Annotated in this window: 20 protein-coding genes; 2 read left to right on the top strand and 18 right to left on the bottom strand. The window is 38.9% G+C overall.

Annotated elements, in window-relative coordinates; all coding sequences use genetic code 11:
- Positions 1–387 precede the first annotated feature (387 nt).
- From OB236_RS09715 to OB236_RS09690, 6 genes are all read right to left on the bottom strand, one after another.
- Complete coding sequence (locus tag OB236_RS09715) at positions 388–555, bottom strand: hypothetical protein (protein ID WP_262683806.1); 168 nt, start codon at positions 553–555, stop codon at positions 388–390.
- A 727-nt stretch (positions 556–1,282) separates the two neighbouring features.
- Positions 1,283–3,850 (bottom strand): UxaA family hydrolase, encoded by a 2,568-nt coding sequence (locus tag OB236_RS09710; protein ID WP_262683805.1) that lies wholly within the window; start codon positions 3,848–3,850, stop codon positions 1,283–1,285.
- Positions 3,851–4,136: 286 nt separating this feature from the next.
- Positions 4,137–4,451: a hypothetical protein gene (locus OB236_RS09705; RefSeq protein WP_262683804.1), complete on the bottom strand. Its 315-nt coding sequence runs from the start codon at positions 4,449–4,451 to the stop codon at positions 4,137–4,139.
- 641 nt (positions 4,452–5,092) lie between these two features.
- Positions 5,093–6,406 (bottom strand): abortive infection family protein, encoded by a 1,314-nt coding sequence (locus OB236_RS09700; protein ID WP_262683803.1) that lies wholly within the window; start codon positions 6,404–6,406, stop codon positions 5,093–5,095.
- Between the two features lie 66 nt (positions 6,407–6,472).
- Positions 6,473–7,612, bottom strand: coding sequence for a hypothetical protein (locus OB236_RS09695; RefSeq protein WP_262683802.1), 1,140 nt, complete (start codon positions 7,610–7,612; stop codon positions 6,473–6,475).
- A complete protein-coding gene (locus OB236_RS09690) occupies positions 7,609–8,121 on the bottom strand; it encodes a DUF4365 domain-containing protein (protein WP_262683801.1) in 513 nt (170 codons plus the stop codon). The genes OB236_RS09695 and OB236_RS09690 overlap by 4 nt, the downstream gene beginning before the upstream one ends.
- Positions 8,122–8,361: 240 nt before the next feature.
- Here OB236_RS09690 and OB236_RS09685 point away from each other — a divergent pair, with 240 nt between their 5' ends.
- Complete coding sequence (locus OB236_RS09685) at positions 8,362–8,661, top strand: hypothetical protein (RefSeq protein WP_262683800.1); 300 nt, start codon at positions 8,362–8,364, stop codon at positions 8,659–8,661.
- A gap of 65 nt (positions 8,662–8,726) precedes the next feature.
- Here OB236_RS09685 and OB236_RS09680 read toward each other — a convergent pair whose 3' ends face one another.
- The 9 genes from OB236_RS09680 to terL all read right to left on the bottom strand — a co-directional run bounded on the left by OB236_RS09680 (position 8,727) and on the right by terL (position 18,476).
- Positions 8,727–10,343, bottom strand: coding sequence for a recombinase family protein (locus OB236_RS09680; RefSeq protein WP_262683799.1), 1,617 nt, complete (start codon positions 10,341–10,343; stop codon positions 8,727–8,729).
- A 32-nt stretch (positions 10,344–10,375) separates the two neighbouring features.
- Positions 10,376–10,552 carry an SHOCT domain-containing protein gene (locus tag OB236_RS09675; RefSeq protein WP_262683798.1) on the bottom strand — a complete coding sequence of 59 codons (177 nt, stop codon included), beginning with the start codon at positions 10,550–10,552 and terminating at the stop codon, positions 10,376–10,378.
- A 69-nt stretch (positions 10,553–10,621) separates the two neighbouring features.
- Positions 10,622–11,773 (bottom strand): Ig-like domain-containing protein, encoded by a 1,152-nt coding sequence (locus OB236_RS09670; protein ID WP_262683797.1) that lies wholly within the window; start codon positions 11,771–11,773, stop codon positions 10,622–10,624.
- 290 nt (positions 11,774–12,063) lie between these two features.
- Positions 12,064–12,372, bottom strand: a complete 309-nt coding sequence (locus OB236_RS09665; protein ID WP_262683796.1) for a phage head-tail connector protein — start codon at positions 12,370–12,372, stop codon at positions 12,064–12,066.
- Positions 12,372–12,548 carry a hypothetical protein gene (locus OB236_RS09660; RefSeq protein WP_262683795.1) on the bottom strand — a complete coding sequence of 59 codons (177 nt, stop codon included), beginning with the start codon at positions 12,546–12,548 and terminating at the stop codon, positions 12,372–12,374. The genes OB236_RS09665 and OB236_RS09660 overlap by 1 nt, the downstream gene beginning before the upstream one ends.
- Before the next feature lie 86 nt (positions 12,549–12,634).
- Positions 12,635–13,465 (bottom strand): phage capsid protein, encoded by an 831-nt coding sequence (locus OB236_RS09655; RefSeq protein WP_262683794.1) that lies wholly within the window; start codon positions 13,463–13,465, stop codon positions 12,635–12,637.
- Positions 13,466–13,492: 27 nt separating this feature from the next.
- Positions 13,493–14,110: a DUF4355 domain-containing protein gene (locus OB236_RS09650; protein ID WP_262683793.1), complete on the bottom strand. Its 618-nt coding sequence runs from the start codon at positions 14,108–14,110 to the stop codon at positions 13,493–13,495.
- A 585-nt stretch (positions 14,111–14,695) separates the two neighbouring features.
- Positions 14,696–16,003: a phage portal protein gene (locus OB236_RS09645; protein ID WP_262683792.1), complete on the bottom strand. Its 1,308-nt coding sequence runs from the start codon at positions 16,001–16,003 to the stop codon at positions 14,696–14,698.
- A 922-nt stretch (positions 16,004–16,925) separates the two neighbouring features.
- On the bottom strand, positions 16,926–18,476 hold the full coding sequence (terL, locus tag OB236_RS09640) for a phage terminase large subunit (protein ID WP_262683791.1): 1,551 nt from the start codon (positions 18,474–18,476) through the stop codon (positions 16,926–16,928).
- 134 nt (positions 18,477–18,610) lie between these two features.
- On the opposite strand from terL, the gene OB236_RS09635 reads away from it, so the two are divergent.
- Positions 18,611–19,246: a hypothetical protein gene (locus tag OB236_RS09635; protein ID WP_262683790.1), complete on the top strand. Its 636-nt coding sequence runs from the start codon at positions 18,611–18,613 to the stop codon at positions 19,244–19,246.
- Between the two features lie 103 nt (positions 19,247–19,349).
- Here the strand turns inward: OB236_RS09635 and OB236_RS09630 are convergent, their stop codons facing one another.
- From OB236_RS09630 to OB236_RS09620, 3 genes are all read right to left on the bottom strand, one after another.
- Entirely contained in the window at positions 19,350–20,195 is an 846-nt protein-coding gene (locus OB236_RS09630) for a tyrosine-type recombinase/integrase (protein ID WP_262683789.1), read from the bottom strand.
- 158 nt (positions 20,196–20,353) lie between these two features.
- Entirely contained in the window at positions 20,354–21,088 is a 735-nt protein-coding gene (locus OB236_RS09625) for a transposase (protein ID WP_262683788.1), read from the bottom strand.
- Positions 21,089–21,215: 127 nt separating this feature from the next.
- The gene (locus tag OB236_RS09620; RefSeq protein ID WP_262683787.1) at positions 21,216–21,758 is read right to left on the bottom strand and encodes a hypothetical protein; all 543 of its coding nucleotides are present in this window, start codon (positions 21,756–21,758) and stop codon (positions 21,216–21,218) included.
- Positions 21,759–21,764 lie beyond the last annotated feature (6 nt).

Below are 21,764 nucleotides of genomic sequence, written 5' to 3'. Positions count from 1 at the left end.
TTAGCACCGCTACCACACACTTGAGAGAAGGTTAGACCCCCTATGTATAGGGCACACCAAGAAAGCTTGATTACTTTAGAAGATTTATTGAATTTGTCCCCATGTCCCAATGCAAATAAGTTCTCAACTCCCCACCTCACCCGCTCCCATCGCCGAAATCCCATGCCCTACAAGGCTTTCAGCCATTCATCCCCCCATTCCCCAAGAGCAATTTAAGTTTGAGCTGAGGGGCAAGGGATTTTGATTGGGAGATGGATTGGACTTGTCATCATCGGCACGAGACAAATGTGGCAAAATTGAGGGCTTGGGATCCAGCAGCGGAATGATTGTGATGGAGCCTGGGAAAAGGATGAATATTCATTTAGAAAGCTTGTCGATCAAGTCCAGTTAGGCAATTTCATTAAGGATAATACCCATGTTGATTTTGGCGATTTTCACGAGAATATTAATCACATTAACGGACTCATCGGTCTGGATATCCTTAAAAGCGGCAACATGGTCATCGACCTCCATCGGATGGAAATGTACCCAGCAAACCTCAATCACGATTAACATGGGGACGCGAATCACTCCGAGTCCCCAAATCCCCACTACAGTCACTCAAACCCATATATATCAACAAAGCTACCGTTTCCACATACACCGTATGCGAGTCAAAAAGTGAGTTTTATAGAGACTGTTATAGTCGGCTGAAGCTTTGATTTTACTGGTTTTTTGTCGTTCGCATTCCGTTCGCTTAGGCATGTTTTCTTGGTTTAGGATAGGTTTTTTCAAAAGTTTTACACTAGCTTTTTAAATGGTAGAACGTAATAGACTTGTAATTCATACATGCTCTTACCCTGTTTTTTTGCACCAATAAAATTGGGTATATAGGAAAATTCGAGCAATAAAGTACCAATAGGCGAGTTGATTTAATTACATATTATGTAGATCTAATATTTAGGTTCACTATATCTTGTATATATTTAATAGCTTCCGAATGATTGATGAAGGGCCGAAAAAACAACCGGGGATTTCGTTTTCTGCTTCATGGCTTGTTACAGTCAATCTAAACATAAATAAGGAGTGAGCAGAAATAATCCCTCCTGCTCACTCCTTTTCCTATTGAAATCAAAAAACTCAGTACCGAGCTGCCTCTCAATCGAGATTATCTACTTTTGGGGCCCCTTTACAGTTTATTTCGATTCACATATGAAGTATTTTACTCTTGCATCCTACAATGAGGACTTCAGCAAAGCTGACTTTCATCTGAAACCAGAGTCATCCTCAGCTTACGTCCCGATCACAACGAAACGCCTAGAAATCCGCGTGTTAATTGAAAATCAACGTTACCTTGTTGATAGAGCCGTGGAGTATAGCTATGCTCAATGACTTGCTTACAACTCTCTAGAATCTGATCGGTCCAAGCAGCGGGATTTCCGGTGAGTAACAGATCCAAGTCATTAGCATAGGTTTGCTGCATAGACGGGTCCGATGCCATTTGCAGCATTGGCACGAACGGATGCGTCTGCATAGGGCGACGATGGACCAGCGCTATAATCAACTCTACTCCCGTTGCTGCTAAGCCCGTGACCGTCTCTACCCAATGCTCGGTTGGTGTTTCCATGATGTGGAAGCCGGTGTGGCGGGCTTGTTCCCCATAGGCCAATGAAGGTTTGACATTGGATGTAGTCAATACATCCTCGCTGTAAGCAGGCGTGGAAAGCAACCCGCTGTTCTCGGGAACAATCACCATACCGCCTGCACCGACAATCATTTTTGTCAACATCGCCAGTTGTTCACTAGCAGCGTCAGTAACGGAACCATCACTTAGAATCCCAACACGCAATGCTTCTAGACCGACAGTCTCTTTCGTAATTGACCCAGTTGCAGACAATTGATCAGCAAACCACGCCTCCACCTTCTGAGTTACCTTATTAATCCCGCCGTCAAGTTGAATACTAGCAAAACCAAGACGACCCGGATCAACCCCCATCTCCTCCATCTCGTGACGCATAAAGTCATTGTGGGTTTTCTCACAGCCATGTTCCAGCAGCAGACAATGCTTGACTAGCGGATGGGTAACATAACCAATCATTGTTCGGGCATACAACTGCTCGGGTTGACCACCCGAATTCCCGCATCCTTCCGTGTGAGCCAAGGCTACAAAACGCGAGAGATGTCCGGGTTGACCTAATCTCTGGTTATTCAGTCGCAATGCAATCATATTCGCCACCTGACCGGCACATAGACTTGTGGGCAGGATTAAGCCGATTCTGTCACTGGCCCGATGGTCTCCGTGACGAGTAAACGTAAAACTGACGGGGTTGGCAGCCGCGGCTGCGTCCGTTCGAACCGCAATAGGCTTCCCTGTCGGCAGAGGCGCATTCAGCAATGTATTCAGTTGGCTTGTATCGGTTTGCCGCCAATTTCTCCAGATTTGCACCTGCGAATGGCCCGCTTTTTCACCCGCACTGCGCTGACCTGAGGCCACTTGTATCGAAAGCTCGAAGGCTTGCTTGCCCAGCTCATCCATGGATACGCCTTCCAAGTATACACCGGCGTTGATATCCATATCATTGGACAGCAGTTGGAAGCGCGGCGTCGTTGTCACCACCTTGACTGTCGGTACGAATGGAAAGTTAGTAACCGAACCGTTGCCTGTCGTAAAGTAAATCAGATTACAGCCTGAAGCCACCTGTCCGGCAATACTTTCGAGGTCGTTTCCGGGGCTATCCATAAAGTAAAAGCCGGGTTCACTCATGATCTCGCCGTACTCAATAGCATAATCGAGGCGGGTGTCCGGGTCTTTCTTGCGGGCAGCGCCAATGGACTTGAGGTAAATGTTATAAAGGCCGCGATATTTATTGCCGCCTGACGGATTTCCTTCGGCGTTAGCGCCATGCCAAGAAGTACGCTCCCTGAATTGTTCTACAAGCTTTAAAAATTTGCGGGCGGTTTCCACATCGCGCACCTTCTGCAGGACATAAGGCTCAGCGCCAATTAATTCATCGGTTTCAGCTAAGCTAGCAGCGCCACCGTAGCGCACCAATTCCTGTGCAATCCAGCCCAGCAGCGGATTTGCGGAAATGCCGGAAAAGGCGTCGGAGCCACCACATTGCAGTCCAATCTTTAGGTGGCTAATGGATTCAGGGGTACGTTCCATGGCACTGACAGTTGGCAACCATTCACGCACAATATCTTCCCCAGCGTTTAAATTATCTTGAAAGCCGCCTTTTAGTGACAGGAACCGATGCATCACTTCATCTAATGGATAATTGTGTTCGCGTAAGTACGCTTCCACCATCTGATTGGTCACAGATTCTACACCATAATCTACTATCAAGACTGCACCCACGTTGGGATTAACGATAAATCCGGCCAACGTGCGCAGCAATAGCGCCAGATTATTCGGTTGATCAATGCCCCCCTCCGTATGCGCCACGGGGACAATTCCATCCACTTGAGGGTAGTTCTTCAGATCGCCCTGCAAACGGGTTGCAAGCTGCTTGACATAGCTCCCCGTGCGTGAGGTCGTACCCAACAGGACAATCATGTTGCGAGTACCGACGCCGCGGGCCTGGCTGCGCCGATAGCCCTGAAAGGAGCGCGTATCCGGGTAAGCGGACAATGCAGGAGCCGGTTGGAAATTCACCTCGTCAAGCACATAAGGATGAACCTGATCGGCAAAATTGGGCGCCGTCGGCAGTGCAAATCCCAGCGAACGGACACTAAGCGCTTCCAACACGGCACTGTTGATCACGTAATTGCCGGGTAGAATCAGTTGCAGAGCCACACCAAAGGGTAATTCCCAGGAAAGCAGGGTCTCACCAGAAGCAATCTCCTTCACTGCAAAGCGATGGCCCTCCATGACCGTGTGATTCAAGGTCAGGGTTTGGCCTTGATAGTCAATGGTAGTGCCAGCCTCCAGTTGGCGAATGGCAATAGCGACATTATCTCCGGGTAAGGGAAGTCTACCGACTTCGTCAAAGTGATAAGATGCGTTCATAGATTTCTAACTCCTTATTTAAGATTTCACTTGAATTAAATATAAATCGGGTAGCCGCACAGATCTTTGGAGAGCTTACTGACCACCGAGTAGGAAGAATTGAAACCGATTACAGAAATTTGAACCGAAGCTTGGCTTCAGCGCATGTTCATGCAAATATTGTATCATGAATTGAAATAACTGGCTGATATTTTCTGCACAAGGGAAGGTTCTTTATGTTAGCGTTTATGAAGGGCAGCAGCACAGCGGACGGAAGCACATGTTCGTTCACCTGCACCGCTTCACGAGATTGTTCATGGTAATGAATCAGGGTGAAAAACTCTTGCCAAAAAAACACGATCTGATCATCTAACTTGGTAGGAGTTATTTCAATGCAATCACCTTCTTGTAAAGTAAAACTTTGATATGGCGTGTTTAAAAGTTTGCAAACAATCTTTTGACTGTTAGGATTATAACGCCCCACTCTACACCATACTTCCTCTGTTTGCTTGTTATCTCCAATTCATTACATTTTGACATCATCAGGAAATTTGATCCGAAAATCTAACACAAATTCATCATGATCATAATAACAATCAGTAATCTCACAGACTCGTTCGATATCTTGGTTGCTTATTCGAGTGTGTAGAACGAAAACTCGCAATCACTTATATACCCTGACCGCAATATTAACAAGCTATCGAAATTTTTTAATACAATAGGTTGAACATTCTCTTGATTCATGACAGCGCAGCATGCAAATTCGAAACTAAGTCCACATTCATGATCGATATAGCCCCTTAGAATGATTGCATTGGACTGCATGGGTATTTCATAACTCTTCTGAACGAAATCAAACACTTTCTTATCCCAAGTTACAATGAATTGTCTATCCAAATTGCGAAAGGATACTTCAGATATTTTCATATAAATACCATAAACAAGAGGTGTAGAAATGTCAGGAAACATATGTTTACATACAAAAAGCGTTGGTGGATGTACATATCCTTCCAACGCCTGTATTTATTGATCTAACTGAGCTTCGTAATATCCTCCCGATATATCCTTACCACACACTCCACATGTGTCGAGACAGTGAAAGGAACATAATAAAACCCAGTACAGCTACATGTTTTTTGTTCTGTTAACTAGTTTACTATCTAAATAGTTTAATATTATCAGTGTAATGTTTACTACTAAGAAAGCTTCTTCTTCCATGAGCAACTCATCATTAGGATGAGCAAGTGAAGCATTATTTCGAATTGGATTTAGTGCATCCACTATGTTTCCTATTGATCTTAAAACTCTGTTAATGTGTTCATTCTCATTACCATTAACTTTAAATATATCGCTGTTTTTTTCTATTAATTTAAGTAACTTAAAGATGCTTGCATCTTGTTCGTATAGTATCTTTTCGTCTTCACAAATTGTTCTTAAATAACCATGTAAAGCTGTGTGAATTCGATCAACAGCATTACTTACCTTATTAGCTTTAATTAAGGAATCAGCATCATTCAATGCTTCTCTAACTACTAATGAAGTAAACTTTGGTTTTTCTAATACATTGCTTATAATTTTTTTTGAAAGATATTTATTTCCATAAATGTCATCTATTTTTCCTTTAATAAATTTATGTATTTCTGTTAGACTTTTATCAATAAGTGAGACACAGTTGTCATATTCATTAAATTGTATGTTCAACAATTCCATATTCATATCCAATATTTGTATTATATCACGGTTTTCCAAGAGTTTTATTTTCATCAGACTATTTGTTGTTTTTTCATCCATCTTTATTATAAAATTTGCTCCCGAAAATTTATCATAATCGATGAGAAATTGAATTGATTTATTACTGTCTTTTTCATGTATTTTATTAAAAACTATATTTACTGATTTATTTATTTCTTCCATTTTAAGTTTAGCTTCAACATATTCTGTATATTTAGAATTTATTTCTTTTTTTATTATTATATTAATTTCATATTCTAAGTAAAATCTGTCAACATAAAAAAACTTCAAGCTTCGCCTCTTATTATCATCAAAACCAGAGTTATTTATTATTGCAAGCATTTGTTTTAATTTCATTCTATCATCCCATAATTTAGTGTTTATTCCGATCAATTCTATTAACTTTAAAACAAGATCTTCTCCTAAAAATTTTATGTTGCTTTTTATTTTATTAATTCCACCATATGCATATCCATCATCCGACGACTCTCCAGAACATATAATGGAATATCGTAATAATTCTAAAAATCTATTTTCCATATTAAATAATTCTTTGTATTTATGATAATATTGACATAGTTCCTCTATACAGTATTCGTAATTATAAAATGAACGATTAAATGCATTTATTATTTTCCCTTCATAGGATTCAATTAAATTATTTAATATCTCTTCAATGTTATTTTCACTTGTTATAATACTCTCCATAATAATGTTCCTTCCAAATAATATTGTTCATACATTAGCAAGTTATTAGGTCATGTAGACTATAATTTAGACCCAAATTGATATCTTAACAACATCAACCATTTTCCACGTATTCCCTTTTCTAAATATAGTCCCTACAACTTCTATCGGCAAACCTTTTCCGTGTGCATCATATGCAATACTATAACCTTCTTTATCCAAATCTAATTTAACATTTACTATCTTACCTTCGAAATCGTATTTCACAATTGCCTGTCTCGAAAATTCTTCATCGCTCAAAGGGTTCTTATTTGAATGAAGAGTAATAATTTTTCCAATAATTGTTTCTTGATAAGGTTCAATTTTAGAAAGTTCATATGCAGCATATTCAATTACTTCATAAGAAGCCTCTGTTAACTTCCATTCCTTACTTTTTCGTATGTCTTCTGAAACTTCAAACTTCGGACTCCAAGTAATATCAAATCCCAGATTTTTAGTTTTTGATTGAGATAATTCTAATAATGACTCGCACATTTTTGAGTTTAAACCAATATCAAAATTATTTATTAAAATCTCTGCATCATTTTTCATAACCGATTTCTCTATAAGATCAAAGCTACGAACAATCCTTTCCATTACTCGCCTCTCAAACGGAATAGCTTTGTCTTCTTCGAACATTGATAATTGTACATAATCATTGATTATTGGTGAATTTATAGTTATTCCGAAACTTCCTTCAAATGTATGACCGAAACGGCATAAATCCGCATGAAGTATCCCTACCTGTAAAGGTCTATCAAAATAAGGAAGACTTCTTTCTTCTGAACAAGCCGCATATATAAAAAGATCTTTCAGTCCATTAATACTTGTTGCAGCATACGACAGCGGAATACTATTTGAAAAGTCACCTGTATTTAAGATACGCGCTCGAAAAAGATCATGGCTTGTTAAATTAATTTCGTTTAAAATAATTTTTATATCTTTATTCAAGATGACAGATAGTACTTTAAGAGCATCATATATTCTTGAATAATAATCTTGATAATCTACCTTGTTAGGAATTGCTATTTCCAATGGTTTGCCCATGTCATTTGAAGAACCATAGAACATAATAACTTTATCATTAGGATGGGAGACTTGTTTCCAGCCAATACTATTGAAGTATCTTATAATATCAATTAATGAGACTTTCCCAATTTCTGTAAACATCAATGATTGGTTGTTCATTTGATAACCCCCAATCGAACATCATTAATTAATTTTACTACAGCGTCTGGGGAAAATATATTTGTTCTTGGGATTCTTATCCTAAAGGATGATTTATTCTCTGTTGCTTCCCCATTTACATAATAGTAATAACAGCATTTCCTCAAATTTAACCCTTCCTCAGAAATATGCATCCAATCGGATTTATTCCTAGGTAAACAGAGAACTACAAGGAGGCACGGTGTAGAAGAGTTGATGTGCCTGTATATAAGCTTATTATAAGTATCAGCCTCTAGATCATACACAATTGAGGTATCTTCTAGATCCCAATTTATTGTTGCTTTTAATTGACAGTCAAAAGACACTCCCATGTCCATCATTTTACCATTGAATGAATCCACACGCCTTACGCATACATCAACACCGTAATCCCTCGATACAATGTCGAAAGAGGCACCAGATTGAGCAACAATTGCACTCACGTAAGAAACTGATAATGACTCTTCAATACTCTGGATTGATACTGGCATAATCCAAGCCTCCATATTCCCTCAAGAACCTAATTACAAACCTCATGACAAATCATTGCGCTTACAAAACTATAGGAAGAATAGTATATTACACCCATTTATAATAATAACAGTATGTTTAAAACATTTATATAATAAAGAACAAACGACTTTCTTAACTAATTCAAAATCATAACTTGCCAACCTCTTCCCATCAGAGTTAACATACACACACTCAAACAATGGGAAGGGGACAGCACTATGGAAGATTGGCCGGAATGGCTAGTGGAAGGCTTGAACAAGAGGTTTGATGAATTATCTCTTACTGTCGAACAGCAAGAACACATTGCTCCGTTGGTCGAAAAATCATCAAAATTGCTATCGGATTTGAAAAGTCAGATGGATGATTCTGCTCAAGGTATTTTGCTAGAGTGGGAAGATGCTGTTCAATATCAGCAATCGGCTGAAAAGGAATGGCTTTATTTAAGAGGGGTTAAGGATGGAATGGGGATGATCAAGGAGATTAAGCTTTTATTGAAGGAGAATCAGTTGGAATTTTAACGATCAAACAGCATGGACTTACCATGCCATCTGCCTCATTATATGTTTATATTACAGGTTGGAGTTTACTCATCGATCTCTTCAATCTCCAGCCCGCTTTTCAAGGTAAATAAATAACGCGTTGGCGAGAGAATGGTTATCTTCTCTACCAACGCGTTAAATAGTTCATCGTCAAATTGTTCAAGTAAATCCTGCCGCGCATTCATTACTTGTATAATTTCGTTTACTCGGCTCTGGATTTGAGCTTTTTGATCCATATCTTTCTCAAGCATTATTTTCTTTTGCCGTAGCTTTTCTAATTCGGAGGATATCCTTGCATTTTCCTCGTTATATACGATCTCGTCAATATTATCTCGAAGCTTCAGGTTTACCAATCCCTTGAGATCAGCTTTCAACTGTTCGATGTTCTGTTCTACTTTAATAAGCGGCTCATGCCCTTCTCGCTTGGAAAGTATCGCCTCAATGTTCATATTCAGTGTTTGGATAAATCCATCCTTGTTTTCATGCATCCTATTGAATACTCGTACAAAGGCATCCTGCAACACATATTCATCGACTGCTTTGGCATCGCAAGCTTCTTTGCCTTCGTTGACGTAGGTTCGGCATTGCCATACGACTTTCTTAGAAATATTATTGCTGTTCCATGTTCGCCTTTTGAAATTAGCATTACAGCAGCCACAGAATACTTTACCACTGAGTGGATATTTGCTGGAGTATTTCTTCCTATCTCCCATGATATTACCCTTGAGGTATGCGCGGCGCTCTTTTTCCGTTTGTACCAGTTCAAACATCTCTTTGGAAATGATCGGCTCATGGTTATCCTCAATCAAGTATTTCTGTTCCTGACCATGGTTCTTAACTCGCTTATGGCTTAGAAAATCTACTGTGATGGTCTTTTGCTGGAGTAAAGCTCCGTAATATTTTTCATTTGTCAGAATCAGGGTTATGGAAGAATCCCACCATCTATCACCGCCAGTGACCGTTTTGATTTTATCCTTCATCAATCCTGTAGCAATCGCCTGATAGCTTTTACCCTCCAGATACTCCTCATAAATCCGGCGTACTAATTCGGCTTCCTTTTCATTGATGACCAGTTCGCCTTCCTTGTCCTTATCGTAGCCGAGGAAACGTGTGGTATTACAATGCACTTTTCCGTTTGCAAATCCTTTTTGAATGCCCCATTTTGAGTTCTCGGATATATTCCTGCTTTCATCTTGGGCGATGGAGCTAAAGATCGTCAGAAATACTTCACCAGAGGATTCGAGCGTGTTGATGTTCTCTTTTTCGAATAATACGGCAATGCCAAGACTCTTCAGTTCCCTTACATATTTCAACAAGTCCATCGTATTTCTTGAAAACCTCGATATACTTTTCACAAGGATCAAATCCATCCTACCGTTTCGAGCATCCTGTATCATGCGGTTAAAATCAGTCCGATGCTTGGTTCCCGTCCCCGAAATTCCCTCGTCCGCATAAATATCTACATAGTCCCAATCCGTATTACTTTGAATATACCTCGTATAATGTTGTAGTTGGTTCTCGTAACTCTCTTTTTGCTCCAAATGCTCCGTGCTCACGCGACAGTAAGCTGCTACACGTTTCTTTTGTATCTGCTGAATGCCATCTACCATATCCAATGTTTTAATCGGCACAACAACAACCTTCTTCAATACTTTACCCATACAATTCCCCCTCAAATATATTCCTTTTACTGTCACATGTTACGATTACTTCTGCACATCATCAAATCATTTCTGCCCATTTTACGGGCTTTGAAAGACTTTTTATTCAATAAATCGATCTCGGCAAACTCTTCATCGGTTATTAAATTTTGTAATATTAGTTGTTTTAATAGGCTCACGCTGAGCATGTAATCGATAGATTTTTTCATATGTATAGGCTCCTTTTAAATGAAAATAAAATTGGCCTACCCGAATGGGCAAGCCAATATGTATGAACGTTATAATAGACTTTTAAGCTGAATCATCTTTTCTATTGTAATCGTAGGATCGCTCGTTAGCGTGGCAATCAATACGATGTATTTGTTGATATATCCGCTACTGCTGCCAGCCTTCACCGTTGAGCTATTTCCTGTGCTTGCTGTGATGCTTCCCATGATGGGAGTCGTATCCTCTTGATTTCGCAAACTCCATTGAACCGACTGATCGAACACTTCAGTTCCATTGTCATATATGTGGCTGACGTAAGATGTACTTTGTCCAATTTTAATAGTTGGATTGCCTGTTAAGGATATGGTGTATGTATGAGTCATCGTTTCAACAGTTGTAATCTGGATCGTATCTTGAACATCGGGATAATAGGTCAACCTCGCTGTAATCATCGCTTGCCCAGCTTCTATTCCCATGACCTTGCCCTCATTATCCACGCTAACAACACTCGGATCACTTGATGAAAATGTAATGGATGGATTTGATATAGGATGGTCATCATCGATGACTGTACAATTCAACTGTAAAATATCATTGATCAGGACATTTGCTGTCGTTCCATTATCTATGGTTAGTGCATATGTATGAGAGGCTTCATATTTCCATCGGTCTGCTATGTTATTCTCCACATCATCATATGGAGTAGAAATGCTGCCCAACGAGCAGCTTAGTTTGATGATTCCATTGACGGTTCGATCAATGCCTTCCACTTTAAATGGCTGGTGTGTGTTATAGAAGCGTTGGCTAAGCGTAATTGCTCTCGTATCCGCGTTGTCTTGGAGATATACATGGATGGTTCCTTCCGGCATCGAAATCATCTTTCCATCATCAATCGAAAATGTTTTACCCTCTACAATGGCATCAAACCATTTCACGTTGCCGTTCCAGTTAAAGGCGATATTGTAATTACACTTTCGTATCCTGCTGCGATACGATTGTTTATTATGGTCAATTTCGCTTGTTATCAAATAACGCTCATTACGGTAATCAATAAAATCGCCAATATGCAATAGAGTTGCAGCACGCACTATTTTCTCATCACCTAATTGAATCTTATCAACCGCATCCCGAATGAGAGCAGTCTGCTTCACACCGTTTATATGTATAAGTTCACCTTTCTCCCGAAGGAAGAAATCCATCATCGTTTCAATACTTCGTGTCATGATCACTCCCTCCTACGCAAAATCCGGCTTACAAGGATATAGATATATTTCTATATGGTCGCTCCATTGTTTCAAGTCCAAGATGATGTAAATTTGATGGTCAATCCGTATATATCGGCATAGTTCCAGCTCGGAGTGTTGATCGCAAAAGGCACGATGCGTAGCTTCCAGCAAAATTTCATCCTCAAATGTATAGTTCTTTATGTATGGCTGAACATCAGCATAAATCGTTTTTATAGTCGTCAAATTTGCAGATTCTAAAATCTCCAGTTTCGTATCATTGAACATGACTAATACCCTACTTTGATTCTCGGTAGAGGAAGAGCCAGTCGAATACTTTGTGGAATACCTGGTTCATAACTGGCTGAACGTTCGCCTTCTTGCTTCTGCATCAACCCAACCGAGTCTTTATTCCTGTAGAGATAAACTGCATAATCGACAACAGTATCATCATATTCAGCAGGAAGTTCGTCCACGTTGCAATAGCCCGTAATATTGTTCTTGGCCTTTTTCAGATAGTGAGCCAGTACCTCATCCTTAGAGATATCGAACAAATCCATCCCCAACAATCGCTTCAACAATTCCAGTTGTTCATCCATTAAGATAACTCCTTGTCGTTACGCTTCGTGTTCTTTGCATCTGGCGTTTTGATTGGTAGTTCTCCTTTATTCGGTTCGTCTACCTGTTCATAACAGTAATTTGCCTGTAGTCGCTGAATCAACTCCTGATCTTCTATTTCCCATGTACAGCCTGTTTCTTTATTTAAAAACCACATATTCATCAGCCTCCTAAAATTAAAATAGAGGCATCCAAATGGACACCCCGAACGTGTTTCTTCTATATAGTATATGATCGGTCTGATTAAGATTTATTTGCCGTGAGTACAGCAATGGCTTCTGGCTTAATACACTTGGCTCCGAAAACTTGAAGTCCTTTAATCGCATCAGAAAATTGCTTCTCTGGACGGTAAGCTTCAACCGTATCCACTTGACCAGCAAATGAGATGGCACTCTTGTGTCCAGCAATAATTTTATATTTTACACCCGCTGTATTTGGCACATTGTTCGACTTGTACACTGACATATTATCGATACTGCCGACAAATCCAGTCCTCATGACATTTGCATCTTTCGTGTAACGTGGATCTTTGACGAGTAAGCCATAGAAGAAGGCAGGTACAACAACAAATCGATCCCCTTCTGGCACATCATTTTCATCCAAAATGACACCCAAATCCACAAGGTAATCATAGGCTGTAGATGAAGTCGGAATAATAGGTGTTGTATCATTTCCAATGGTATTCCCTGCCTTTACTTCCGTATAGAATCCTGCGATGTACTGATCCACCACATTAGCCAAACCATATGATGCTTCCACTATGCCTCCACTAAGCAAATCTACATTAGCTTGAGCCGCATCGACATCATCAACGGTAAAGTTATAAAATTTTCCTTGGTCGATGGTTAATGTTTTTTGTGCAGAATCCAACTCCTGCGGATTACCGATTCCTGCCACTTTATCATATGTACCAATGGTTACTGTACCAATAGAGTTAATCTTCACGGTTGAACCTTGGCCTTTGATCTCACCTTCATAATCTGTATTGACCACATTCCCATAAACCAGATTCTTCTTAAAGCTTTCATTTAAACGTGCGCTCCATATTGTAGGAATAAAATTTGTTACTGCCATGATTATTCACCTTGTCCTTTTCATTTTTTATTGTTTGTTTTGTAATACTAGTTTGACTTGATCCCAATTCTTGTTGATTTCATCGGACGACATGCCTTTAATCGCATCCAATGTGAAAGTTTTACCTGTAGAATCAACAGTGGGAGTATAGCCATCTCCTTTGAGCCGTTGTTCGACTTGCTGTTGTACTGCCAATTGAAGCGACTGTTCAAACGCAGTTAGATTGGCTGTCGTTGTAGACTCATCTGCTCCAATAAAAAAATCCACTAACTGGAGTGGAAGTTTCTTTTCAGATGCAGTTTTAATCGCTTGGCTGGTTAATCGTTCACGCTGCTTCTCAAGTTTCATATTCTCCACTTCGGCACGTAGCTTCTCCATCTCTATTTCTTTCTCATCCTTGGCAGGGAATCTGCGTTTTATCTCTTCTGTAATCAATCCTTCAAGTTGATTCGCTTTCCACGTTTCCAGCGACTTGGTTGTTCGTTTATCTACTGTGCTATCGAACCAACTCTTGGCTTCCTTATCAGTTTGGATGAATAGCTCAATACCTTCAACGTTGATGGGATTCACACCCTGAAGATATGCTTTCACTTCCTCTGTCGTGCCATTTGCTTCGATAAACTGTTTAACTTGTTCTAAATCCATTTTCATTAATCTCCTTTGATGCCCATTCGACTCGTAAGAACCAAACACGCAATTCTATGTATTTTTTGTAGCAGTTTAATGTCTTGCTCAGGACAATGATGTAACGCATTAGAGATGGCAAAAACGAGGATAAGGAACAAATACCCTACCCCCTCATTTTTGCCGATAATAAACCCTTAGTTTATATAGCTTTTTGAACCCTCTAAAGCGTAACATCAAGCCTGTTTTCGTCTCATCTTCCGCATCCGTAATTTTGTCTTTTCCTTCTTATTCGTTTCATCACATTTTTCACAATAAGATTGCCGATTAGAATTCGCCTCGAATGTAGTCCCACATTTCTTACAATTAACCTTCGGCTTTGCTACCTGTCTATCAACATGCATATTCCGTTCCAACTTATATTCGCTTTCTAACTTCTCATCAGCTGACAGCACTCCATTTTCAAAATATCGACAGCTTGGGAGAGGATTGTCCTGATCAAAAAATACACATGAACCATCTTTCCAGCAGCAATAATTCGAGATGCCATATTTGTCACTGAGATAGGAAGCACAATTATGTTTAATAAGTTGCTTGATTTTGTTTTTATTCTGCATGTTTCACATCTCCAGTCGATTCCATAAACCGTTGCTTATCGGTATGAAACTTGTTATGTTCGAGCTTCGGATTTTCAACGAATGGCAATAAGGCAAGCAATGATTCATGCGAAACAATATCCTTCAGCTTCACGATGACATCTGCCAATCCCACCAAATCAGTTGGCAAATTTCTCGTGAATTTAACAGCGATATCCCGATAATCATATTGAACACCTTCTTTTTTCTGAAGATAGGTAAAGAAATTCCGAAGCCTGCCCTTGATGACTTTCTCCATCATGGCTTCCCGAATAGCGACTCTATTTTCTAAATTTAGCAGCTTATTTCGAAGTGCCAACGAGGAAGTATTCGATGCCCAATTCTCATTGAAATTTACCTGATCCATCATGTCATAAATTTTATGCTCAAGATTATCCAGTTCATTTTTAACAAACGAATCATTTATCTCCTTGATTAGCCACGTTACTTTACCACCAACAGGAACTTGGATGATTCCCATCTTCTTCATTTTCAGTAAATCCTCTTCCTCTAACTTGGCGTTCTCAATGACCAGATATGAATTACGATGGTCTGCGATTTCGTTGACCAAATCCGAGTTAAGGGCATTATAGGCATCAAACAAAGAAATCACATCTTGGAAGCCGCATTTCCGCTCAGTATTAGCTGGGCAAGAAATGACAGGGACTCTTCCGAAGATGTGATCATGTTTTCCGATATATTGAAGTTTAGGTGATTTACTTTGCTCATTGAGGCTGTTTCTATTATCGCCCATTAATTCATAATGCAGAATTTCGTTATCCGTATAAACATCCAAGTAAACTTTATCGTCGAATCGCTTTGTAAACTTGTGAATAGCCATCAGTACATTTCGATCTTCTGTTCCATCCTCCAATACATAAGCATTCTGAGGTGTTAGAACAGTTGCCGAGAACAGTCCATCGTAATCCAAATAATTCAGTTCATAGCTTTCACCGTAAATTTCACTCTGCTTCCGAAGATTAATGTTGTGTTCCTTTTCCCAATGGCTCATATTCAAATCCAGCTTATGAACCACTTCATCCTTGTCTGATTTGGAAACGTAATTGACTGGCTTGCCAAGTATGTATCCTACTTCATTGTCCACAAATTTTCGTGGGAAGTTAAATATCAATTTTCGGTTGCTTCGACTCTCCTGCATTGCATAATCTTTTAGAATGGCGTGATTGCCGTTGTAATAGTCAAAGTATGTTTGCTTAGTTAGTGCCGCTTGATTGAGTTCCTTCAGACACTGTAAAATAATTGATTCCGTTATTTGCATACTTTTGCTTCCTTTCAAAATGGGCTATGTAATTGTTGCTTGTTAATTTTGCATAATAAAAAAACCACCTTTTAAAAAAGGCAGTTCCTTATTGTTACTATCATTCTCCGTTAACGTAACGAAGATATTGATTGTCAATTCGATTTCCATTTGTAATCGGAACTCTTCAGTATTTGACTACTTTTAGGGCTTGAAACAAACAACAAATAACCTAAGCTAGCTCGCATCCACGACCTAGTTCAATAAGATTTGCATAACTTAGCAACTAATCCACAGTATTATAGGATGGATCAAACTTCTTGATGTACAAGTATAACCCTGTTCATAATCCTTACAGAAACGTTACATAAATGAGTGCTGCAAAATTAAATATAAAACCAATAACTGCTCCTGTTTTTTTGTTTTTTGAATAAAAAAAACAGATTAATAAATAACCGCAGGAGATAGATTCACCTAATAAAACATAGGGAAGTGAAAAAACCAAATAATTTAGAATTATTGTAAATGCCAATAACATATGGAATAAAGGAAATAACGAAAAAAAATTCATCCAATTATTACGAGCGAAACACGTCCTTAATAACATTCCTATAATTATAAAATACAAAATAATTAACCACATCTTGTACATAGGTATTGCCCTCGAAAACTTATAGATATACATGAAATCAAATAAAAAAAACGATAAAATAATCAGTAAAAAAATCAAAATTATCAACATCTTTTTCACTTTATCCACGTTCCTACTTTTAATTAGTCGATTAATTCTAACCTAACAAAATATTACTAATGCTTCATCTAGAATCAATCTGCACAATATAGTAAAAGAAATCTGATATAACTAAGAACCAACTTTATTGAAGTAAACTGCCAGTTAGCTTAACTAGTTTGGTGATATAAACATTGGTTTTTAATTGCACCTTTAAAACAATAAACTCCGATCATAAAACTTCAAACTTTTCACTGACTGAATTAATTGAACAGCCCCATACAAACTATCAGGAGCATCATCCCACTTACAGTTTCGATTATAATCCTTTATTTGGTTATTGTATCGAATATTTGCTGAATTGAACAGAATATATCCCTTCTTAACATCAGGCTCTAAACTAATAATCCGTTCATGCTTCTGCCCTCGACTATTAATACTTTCAACTGGAGTAAACTTCTTAGCCTTCCAGAGTTCCTCCTCAAACTTTTGCTTCATATAACTTTGAGCTTGAATCGTCTCAAATCCAATCTTATCAACAGGGTAAAGGATCAACTTTTCAACAGCCACTTGAAATAAATCATCTGGCAGCAATTTATATATGTTACCATCAATCACATATAGTTGTTTCGTTTTACGATGCTGTCCTAAAATTGTGATGGCTGAATAGTCATTTCTCTTTCCATTTTTGATTGCCGGATCAATATACATATCTAGCTCCATCTCATCAAACTCAGGCAAACTATCCCAATACATGATGTTTTGAAATATGTAATCGTCCGTTGAGCGAGGATCGTTTTGAAGTTCCTTGTAGAATGACTTCTCTCCCATTGCTTGCTTCTTACACATCAAATAATAGTAATCCAGATACTCACTCCATAGAATTTCCGTACCCTCAAGCATCTCATCTTTATGGGCAATAAAAAAAGACAAGGCTGTGTTGATCCTGTCCTCGTCTTGAAGGTTGTTATATTGGATTTCCCATTCTGACCATAAGTTATCTCGATCCGAAAATTGGACAACGGCTGCTTTACGGATACTTCTGACACCAGGTATCTTTCCTTTGAGTAGATCAGCCATTATATCTTCTTCGTTCAGGATAGTACCGCAGATGAGAATATTCGTGTCTCTTGTTCCGATTGGCAAAACGACATCGGTGAATGTACTTTTAATCTGATCACGTTTGGTTTCAGACTTAGCTGTATCATCCTTGAGCAAATCATCGAGCAGAACCAAAGTTGGACGATGATGCTTATAGTGGATGCCTCGTAAAGAACCATCAACTCCACGAATCATAATACAGGAATCTAATCCACTTTTACTCTTGAGATGAATTTCATTATTGTTCCATCTACTGCCTTTACGGATACCGAAATCTTCAATAAGCATCGTGTTCGTCTCAAGCTCATCCTTGATCATATCTAAAAATGGGAGAGCTATAATTTCTGTTGCCGATATGATGAGTGTAAACTGCGATTTATCATAAAGAGTCGCATACAGTGGAAATAAAAAAGAACTGATCGTGGATTTTCCATGCTCCCTTGGGAGTCCGAAAGCCGTAATCAGTCCTGTATTGGAAAGCATATGTTTTAACTCAGCGAATAGTTGACGGTGAAACTGGCCAAATTGTCGGTCAAAGTATTTTGGGAAATAGCACAAGGCGAAATACTCGATGTCCATTTCTCCTATTAGCTTGCGAAGTTCTGAGAAAGAGAAGGTTTTGATTAATTGCTTCATTTTTGGTGGTTTGAAGTGCTTCTCCATATATTGCTTCAGTAGTTCAGTTTGGCGTTGTTGCTCTTGGTTTATTGTATCAATTGTTTTGGCTCCTTTTACTAGAATTCAATTCAGATTTGTAGTAGTATTTTGTTAAAATGACATTCAATAGGACGTGAAACATGATTGATTTAAAAAGAATTATCTCCGCATTACAATTTAAAAGACCATTGTTTCATTCTGAAGCTGACTTTCAATTAGCTCTAGCATGGGAAATTCAAATTCAATATCCTGAAGCCCAAATTAGATTAGAGTACAACTACCCCCATGTAGTTGATAATATTTATTTGGATATATGGGTTAGATACAAAGATCATCATTTCCCTATTGAACTCAAATATAAAAGCAAAAAATCTGCTCATATTATTCAAGGTGAGCACTATAATTTAAAAGATCATAGTGCCCAAGATTGTGGTAGGTATGACTTCATAAAGGACATTTCAAGAGTTGAGCAGGTTATTTCAAAAGAAATTAGCACAATTGGTTATGCTATTATTCTTACGAATGACAGTTTATATTGGAAACCCTCCAACAAGATTGATTCCGTCGATGCTGCATTTAAAATTCATGAAGGTAGAATTTTAAGCGGATCATTAAGATGGGGTGATTTAGCATCTATCGGTACAACTCGAGGTCGGGAAAAAGATATCCTTATAAACCATTCCTATTTATTCAACTGGGAACGGTACTCTCTACTATCCAATTCTTCTAGTGGAGAATTCAAAATTTTGATTGTTGAGATTAGAAGCAATTTGTAGTTTTACCGTAAAATCATCAAAAAAATTTCTGCACTCCTTGCTGGCCGCCCTCATTTCCCACTTAGAAGCACCCCTCCCCTGAAACAACAAAAAGAGTGGCTGTTTACCACTCTATACTCGCCAATGCTTCAGCCATATCCTTTTCAGTTGTCAAAGTGTATATATTCGTAGTCGATACATGATCATGTCCCAATATCTGCTGAATAGTCGTCAAAGGTGTATTCTTCACCAGCCTATACCCAAGAGTATGCCTTAGCATATGGGGAGTAACCTTCACTTGAACCCGATCACCGTACTTGTTTAATATCAAGTTGACAGCATTCCGTTCAAATGAGCCTCGTTGCCCGATGAATAAATGTTCTGACTCGCTTTCCAGCCTAACCTCCAAGTATCGAGTGAGTGCTTTGCGTACATCCTTATTTATAGGAAGTGTTCGTTGAGCATTTCCTTTGCCAAGTATTCGCAATAACCCTTTTCGTTCGCTCATGTCTATATCTTTCAGCCTTATACCAACCAATTCACTTACCCTGATACCTGTTCCTATCAACAGTTCGATCATACAGATATGCATTCGGTTGCCGTGTCGGTGGATTTCATTCCTCAGCTTCCATAAATCTGTATCTTCCAACCCTTTATATTGCCGGACATCCTTATTCCTGACCGCTTCAACGTGTATCTCTTCCTTTATATAGCCTTGTTTAAGCATCCAGCGGCAGAATACGTTCATACTGGCTATTTTTCGGTTTATAGTCAGTATCGCTTGTTCGCTTCGTTGAAGGATTTTCTTATACTCTACGCCATCCAGTTCGATCAGCTTATCCAACCCATACTCCGTCTTCGCCCGATACCAAGCTATGAACGCTAACGTATCCCTCAAGTAGCAGGATATCGTGTTCTCGCTCCGATCCTTACTTCGTAAATGCGTCTCAAACCACTGTAAATACGGCATATTACCCCCACCTTTCGCTTGTGTGTCACATCATACCGTTGGTGGGGGAGAAAGTCCACTGATTGCATAACTTTTCTTATGCACTTAAAATGGGCTATTTCGGGGCAATTATTGGGCTATAACTGGCGTTTATCTATCGAATAACTGACGACATAACGTTACGCATCCGACTCGTCAATGCCTTCCTCAGTATAGTTGGATTCCTCGATTGCTTCATATTCCGCTTCTATTACATCAGATTCGATCATATCAAGGAATAATTGCTTACGTTCCAGTTCAGCAGCTTTTGTATCGATAAGTATCTCGCGGCGGTCATTCCATTCGTTCGGTGCGCGGTTCTTCAAGTAGAATATCATCGCTGTAGGATTAGGCGGCTGATACCGTTTAACCTTTTCGATTCGAGTCCGCTTTTTTCCATTTTTGTCCTCTTCGATTATCGTTTTAATTTCTTCGTATTCAAACCCAGTAGCTGCCTTCAAAAGTGAAGTTTCCACGCGAGATATAATAACAGACTTGCTCCATTTAACTAATTCAGCAAGCATCGGATGCTTATCGATATACTCGTACCAAGTAGCAGGAGCTATACCGAGATTCTTAACAATTACACCACTGTCCACACCTTCTTGGAACCACTGCTGAATTTCAGCCAATCGTGGATATACATGTGTTTCCCATTTGGTTGGTCGTTCTAACGCTTCAGCAAATTTCGGATGTTTACGCCTATAATCGCCTAATGTCCAAATGTGAATATTAAGCCTTTTCGCAATCTCATCATCTGTTAATCCTTCACGCACCCATACAGGGATATCTCGGAGTCGAGGAATAACAAATTGATCATATTTGGTTAGTATTTTGGGCTTGTTCTTTTTCGATTTTTCATCATCCTTACTCATATATTCATCACCTCCAAATGAAAAAAAGCCTACGCAAAAATGCATAGACGTTAGTGGGTTACACTGACTTTCAGGTTAGCCGTTCTGTTTTATTTAAGGTCATACTATATGTTGATATATTTTCCAGTTAGTTTTTTCCCTCTGTAACCAAGACGACTTTTAGTTGATCCATTAATTTGTGCAAATCTTCTCGGTATTTTTCAACAATATCTCGGAGGAGAAGATCATCAATTACATCAGGACGGATATACTCCCTTACCCACTCATCGTAATATAGAGCAATGTCATAAGCTTTAGCAAGCGAAGGGACGGGTTCATCGAAATTTAATTCCCGATGTACGGAGAATCTATTTCTGAATGAAGTGACGTCATTCCAATACTCTTGCCACTTATCTTCCTTAAGACCAGCATTCAAGGTGATACTATTAAAGTCTTCATGATTATGTAACACTTTTTTCCAATGTGTTGGGTTTGAACTAGCAACGCCAAAGACCATACACCAGCAATTGATCGCTTGCAAGTAATGAGCATTTATGGTTTTCTCGAAAAAACTATTATACTTGGTTAGGTTATGATCAAACGACCATAGCTCTTTATAACTCACGTAGTGCAATAAAAAGTCCCGTAGGACAGGCATCTGCTTAACAAATGCATCGATGTTGTACGACATCCGAAC

The organism is Paenibacillus baimaensis (assembly GCF_025567575.1).
This window is presented reverse-complemented; position numbering and strand designations above follow the sequence as displayed.